This window comes from Halomonas sp., from assembly GCF_029263665.1.
Lineage (GTDB): Bacteria > Pseudomonadota > Gammaproteobacteria > Pseudomonadales > Halomonadaceae > Halomonas.
In genome coordinates, this window is record NZ_JAJUFQ010000047.1 from 1 (window position 1) to 5093 (window position 5093).

A 5093-nucleotide genomic window follows, 5' to 3' on the forward strand; every position below is an offset into this window, starting at 1 on the left:
ATCTCCAGAGGGATCGGTGGTTCGTACCACTCATCCGGAGTGAGCAGCAGCCCTTCATAGAAGATGTCACGCATAGAGGTCACCGGCTCGGCATCGCCGAAGGTGAAGGCTTCGGCCTTTGGCGTACTCGGTGCCGGCTGGCCAGTGAGACCACGAACAGTGTCTGTACGTGAGGATCTAGGGGGATCACTGACATCGGATACCGGATAACCACAGTAGTCACCACGCATGGGTCTTGGAAGCATCGGCAATGGCTTACGCCAATATGAGACATTGACTATCAGTGGCAGAAGGCGTTGCAAGCTACTTTCAATCATATCCAGGACAAATCCCGATGCACTCTTCTCGAAAGAGTGCTGGAACCGACCTACTCACTTTAAAGAACTGTGTTCGGCCAATGACAACAACATAGGTCGAGGCAGGGAGCTGCCGGAGTTACTCCGGACCCAAGGCGCAGGGAAACTGCGCTATATGCGTAGGAGCAATAACAATGCATGAATTATCTGAGGATGAAATCGAGCAGGTTACTGGTGGCATGAGCGATTTCACTGCCGGCGGTATGGCAGTGATTGGCCTTGGCTTCGCCGGCGGCCCTGCTACAGCCGCATTTGGCTTGCTGGTCGGAGGATCCATGCTCATTGTGGGACACTACCAGCAGGAGTGACGTAGGCTGCTGGTCGATCTCAGCGCCTGCCCCATGCGGTCAGGCGCTGTTTATATAAAATAGTGAGTAAATATTCTCTAGGAGTCCTGCCCGTTGTGTTGTCATTTAGATGTTTAGAAAAAAGCTTTTATGAACCAGGTCAAAACAAGCCCTCCCCCTAGAAGCATATAGGCAGAGAAATATGCCCATAATTTTCGTGCATATGTGTAGATGGAGCCAATAATAAAATATGTTGGAGTTCCAAAAAACAAAAGATTTGAAAGCATTGAATGTACTGTAGCAGAATTCCCTGTGTAGATATTTACACCCCATGAAAAATTAATCCAGATATATAAAAACCATAACAGAGGAAATATTAAAAATAATTTCTCTATATTCCCTACCTTAAACTTTAACAATCTTGCCATCACATATAAAACAGAATATATAATGGCAGTATAAAAAACTACAACAAAACCACCATATAAAAAATATTCAGCCACAGTCAATCCTCTGATATATCAATAGTGAATTCCATGTCAGTAAAAATAGGCCTATAACCATAACCAATATAATGCGACCTGCTTGCCATTGATGATGATGGTAGGGTGCCCCTCGATGATCGGGCAGACACCATGCCCCTTCTTAGGGCAGGCCACCATATCGCCAACCACTGCTGCCGCACGGCCATTCACAGTGTAGTTAGGTTGGCCAGAGATGACGCGACCATCGTGAGTAGTAGCGTCACCAATAAAGATCATTCCATCTCCAGGTTTGAACATAACCCTCTCCATGGAAAATTGCTCCCTGGGAATCTCTGAGAGTAACTCTTTGTCTGTCGCCACAGAATTCCCGCCCCCCCTGCTACTGAAGCACAAGAGGCAACATCAGAAACTTCTCAAATAGCGCCAGATTGATTAGCCGGTCAGATTACAGTCGAAGTAGACCAACCAAGGAGTGGCAAGATGAAAATCGATGGAAAGAGCATTGCGTTTGTTGGTGACGAGATTGAGTGTGACTGTGCTAATGGACCACATCACATCATAACTGGTACCAACGTGGTTGAGCGGGTCGAGAAAAATGGCGAAAAGAAAAGCATTGCAAGGATAGGTGACAAGACATCATGCGGTGCGGTCATAAAGTCAGGGTCTGCTGATGTCGGTATAGATGGAACTGGTGTGGCTATGGATGAAAGCCTGACATCATGTGGTGGGACCGTGAGGGTCACAAGAAGGTCATGACACTCACTGCAGATGGTAATGTTGGTTCCTTGGTACTGGAGTGCCGCCTCGCAGCAAGAGGCGAGCGGCCACCGATCTGCTGCAATGCTCAACGTGTCTATGACCTCAGCATTCCCTTGGTTTACCACCCAGGGGAAGAGCAATAAACTCCGGATTTGTTACGTCGAGCTGTTACGCACGCACAAAAAAACCGCCCTCGAAGGCGGTTTTTTATGCTTAGCAAGTGCTTGATTCTAGTGTGTCTTCAGTATGGTGCCGACACCAGGAGTCGAACCCGGGACCTACTGATTACAAGTAGAGTAAATTAATACCTAGAATCATGTAGTTACTGGAAATTTAACTACGTAAAATCACCTTCATAGCTCACCAAAATCAATCAGTTATGGAGCAGAGCTACGCAGCCTCTGGGAGGCAGTGGGCGTAGATCAGGCCCCTGCTTCTACAATTATTAGAAGCACCAGAAAAAACGGCCGCTTAGCGAATCATCGTGGTGGCCGTTTTTGTTACGCTCTGTTCTAGGCCCTGTGCAGCCCCCTCAAATCGAGCCGAACCGCTCCTCACTGATGCTTGCTCCATGGACTTGCCTCCCATCCTCCAATGATGGATGGGGCAATGTAGCTGATGGGGATTGGTGTTGAAGGGCTATCTGATACGCCTTCAGTACATTACAAATATCTAACCAGATCAAGGTTAACTGATACAAGGGAAATTAGAACCTGATGACCTGTTGCGGCCGGATAAAGCGACCGCAACAAACCTCACTGCCATTTATAATGGACTACGCAATATACTCCACTTTACGGAATCTACTTAAAGGCTTTTTTCCTCACAGCATTATATATCTTATTCTTGAAAGACTCTTCATTTACTAAATGCTCAGGTATAGGCGTAGCAAGTGACGAATCTTCGCTGTATTTCAAATATTTCAAATATCGATCACTCTCACCGCGTTCTTTATATTTCATAGCCAAGCGATGGAAATAATCTCCATCAGAAAGAATATCCTTAAATTCTTCTGACAATTTGTCAATTTTATCATTTATTCCATGCTTATGGAGATAATGAACTCCTGCGCGAGTTAATAGTGAAGCATAATTTTTCGCTCTTGTCTCAGGAAACCTATCAAAAGTACTACAATAAAAATTAAATGCATCGATCCGCTCTATTCTTTCAAGTTCAACATCTGGATTAAAAATAGGCGGGTTATCATCATTATACCAGACACCACAGTTTTCCTGGAAAGTCCAGGAGCCTTTTGTTCCATCTTTCACAACCTGGAGCATTGAGTACTCCATCTTGCTAAAGCTTGTTTCTGGACATTTTAGATACTTCCCCGCTGCATTCGTAATAGCGCCAGGTCCAGTACTGTTATAAACAGAATGTTTATGAAAAGGAGATTTCAATAGCTTTACGATAGTTTCGGCTGCACGAAGAAAGTAAGGATGTCCTGACTTTCCTCCGATAAGAGCATTATTAACAAACGTCTTATCTTTTTTATTCTTCACCCAAAACAAATGCAAATCAATATTTTCATCTTCCCACCAATCAATATTGGTACGAAGCCTAGTATCACAGTCAATATACCAGCCACCAAATTTATGGAGGAGTAAAATTCTAGCAAGGTCTGATTTTGCAGCAGGAACACCAATAGAGTCGTACACCCAAACATCATCAGGAAAGTACTCCTGAACCAATGGGCGACAAACTTCATCTCCTACAACTTTTACATCGTATTGAGGACAAATGAGCTTAGTAAATTCAATATTCTTTTTATATGACTCAGATATTTTATCACCAGACCAATAGAAAAATATATTCTTCTCTATCATGACTTAAACCCTGCGTGGATTTTAAAAATTTAGTTTTGGTTATATATGCACAGATATATGCATATGCAACATATACTACAAAACCTTACTTTTGTACACATAGCCACTGATGGGAGAACTCTTCAAGTCATCCACCCTCTGCTGCCTCCTAGGTGATCCCGACGCCCTCGTCGTAATGGTCATCAGATCTTGAATTGAGATTCTCAGATCATGCGTGGATAAAAATGCAAAATTGCGCATGAAAACGCATAAGCCGACTACACCTTATAACCCTCACGAAGCTCAGTAACGGCGCAGCCTCGCCCCTTATCGCATGAGTGCATAAAAACCGACCTATTTAGAGCGCGGGCGGGGCGGGGTGACGATTGCGCTCGGCGGCCTGCAGCCAGGGTGGTGGAGGTACAAGAAAGCCGCCTCTGGGGCGGCTTGTCTGGTCGAGGCAAGGTTACCTGGTTGGATCGAGTGGCATGAGCTATGGGTCGCCTAGCGTGTACGGTTGAAACCTGATGATTTCCTCGCCCACGAGCTCATTCACCTCCTGGAGAGCAGCCTGCAACGGTTCGAGCTCATTGGCCACGAAGACCCTGGCGGCCTTCTCCACATCACCAAAGCCGCCGGTGTTGCTGGGAATGATGCCCATCAGCTGCGGTGGAATTCGATGGCCAGCAAGTTGGTCATCGCGAGTGATGTTCTTGATGTTCCAGAAGTCATCCTTTGCCGCTACCTCGCTGATGGGAATGATCTGCACTCCATCCTTTTTCCCTCCTGGGCTGTAGAAGAACAGGTTGCGGAAGTTACCGACCCCCTTCGACTCCTTCAGAGCCTTGCGCATGGCATCAATGTCATCCTGGTTGCTGGCCGGGTCGCTCACATACATCACGAACCCTGCATGGCTGCCGTTGAGGAAGTACCGGCGACGAAACAGGGTGGCATTCTCGTTGAGCCATGCACTCTGCAGACTGCCGATGTAGTCGGGTACGCCATAGATGGCCTGGTCGACGTCGGGCTCGAGCAGGTGAACCACCCTTCCTCTGGGCAGCTCGGTGCGGTCGATGTAATTCGGCACCCACCAGTACCGGTCGGCATTGGGGCCACCACGGCGCATGTACTTGGCTCGCAGGTGACGGAATGGCAGCAACTTGCCCAACCTGCCGCGCACCTCCTCAAGATAACCGTTACCGAATACCAGGTAATCCAGCGCCAAACCACTGAATGCCTGGCGGCCCAGCAGTGGGTGCGGTTTGAAGGTGCGCAGGAGGATATTGCGCTTCACCTGGAGAGCTGACCCATGGTGCGCCGTTGCACGATAACTTTTGGCGAGGATCTCCAGAGGGATCGGTGGTTCGTACCACTCATCCGGAGTGAGCAGCAGCCCTTCAT

7 protein-coding genes and 1 pseudogene are annotated in these 5093 nt (G+C 47.3%); 3 read left to right on the plus strand and 5 right to left on the minus strand.

What is annotated here, in order from left to right; all coding sequences use genetic code 11:
- Positions 1-245 (minus strand): annotated as a pseudogene (locus Q1K07_RS21140) (hypothetical protein); the annotation flags it as partial.
- Between the two features lie 245 nt (positions 246-490).
- Here Q1K07_RS21140 and Q1K07_RS21145 point away from each other — a divergent pair.
- The gene (locus Q1K07_RS21145; protein ID WP_300315902.1) at positions 491-664 is read left to right on the plus strand and encodes a hypothetical protein; all 174 of its coding nucleotides are present in this window, start codon (positions 491-493) and stop codon (positions 662-664) included.
- Positions 665-777: 113 nt separating this feature from the next.
- On the opposite strand, the gene Q1K07_RS21150 is transcribed toward Q1K07_RS21145, so the two are convergent.
- Together Q1K07_RS21150 and Q1K07_RS21155 are read right to left on the minus strand one after the other, a co-directional pair.
- Positions 778-1146, minus strand: a complete 369-nt coding sequence (locus Q1K07_RS21150; RefSeq protein ID WP_300315905.1) for a hypothetical protein — start codon at positions 1144-1146, stop codon at positions 778-780.
- Between the two features lie 51 nt (positions 1147-1197).
- A complete protein-coding gene (locus Q1K07_RS21155; RefSeq protein ID WP_300315908.1) occupies positions 1198-1425 on the minus strand; it encodes a PAAR domain-containing protein in 228 nt (75 codons plus the stop codon).
- Between the two features lie 147 nt (positions 1426-1572).
- Here Q1K07_RS21155 and Q1K07_RS21160 point away from each other — a divergent pair, with 147 nt between their 5' ends.
- Together Q1K07_RS21160 and Q1K07_RS21165 are read left to right on the plus strand one after the other, a co-directional pair.
- Positions 1573-1884, plus strand: coding sequence for a PAAR domain-containing protein (locus Q1K07_RS21160; RefSeq protein ID WP_300315920.1), 312 nt, complete (start codon positions 1573-1575; stop codon positions 1882-1884).
- Positions 1881-2030 carry a hypothetical protein gene (locus Q1K07_RS21165; protein ID WP_300315911.1) on the plus strand — a complete coding sequence of 50 codons (150 nt, stop codon included), beginning with the start codon at positions 1881-1883 and terminating at the stop codon, positions 2028-2030. The genes Q1K07_RS21160 and Q1K07_RS21165 overlap by 4 nt, the downstream gene beginning before the upstream one ends.
- 660 nt (positions 2031-2690) lie before the next feature.
- On the opposite strand, the gene Q1K07_RS21170 is transcribed toward Q1K07_RS21165, so the two are convergent.
- Positions 2691-3713: a glycosyltransferase gene (locus tag Q1K07_RS21170; protein WP_300315914.1), complete on the minus strand. Its 1023-nt coding sequence runs from the start codon at positions 3711-3713 to the stop codon at positions 2691-2693.
- A gap of 472 nt (positions 3714-4185) precedes the next feature.
- Positions 4186-5093: phage portal protein (locus Q1K07_RS21175; protein WP_300315917.1), on the minus strand; the 908-nt coding region annotated here is incomplete at its 5' end.

Excerpts from the sequence above, each read along its gene's own strand:
- Q1K07_RS21145 (WP_300315902.1), top strand. The coding sequence starts at position 491 with ATGCATGAATTATCTGAGGATGAAATCGAGCAGGTTACTGGTGGCATG.
- Q1K07_RS21155 (WP_300315908.1), bottom strand. The coding sequence starts at position 1,425 with ATGTTCAAACCTGGAGATGGAATGATCTTTATTGGTGACGCTACTACT.
- Q1K07_RS21165 (WP_300315911.1), top strand. The coding sequence starts at position 1,881 with ATGACACTCACTGCAGATGGTAATGTTGGTTCCTTGGTACTGGAGTGC.
- Q1K07_RS21170 (WP_300315914.1), bottom strand. The coding sequence starts at position 3,713 with ATGATAGAGAAGAATATATTTTTCTATTGGTCTGGTGATAAAATATCT.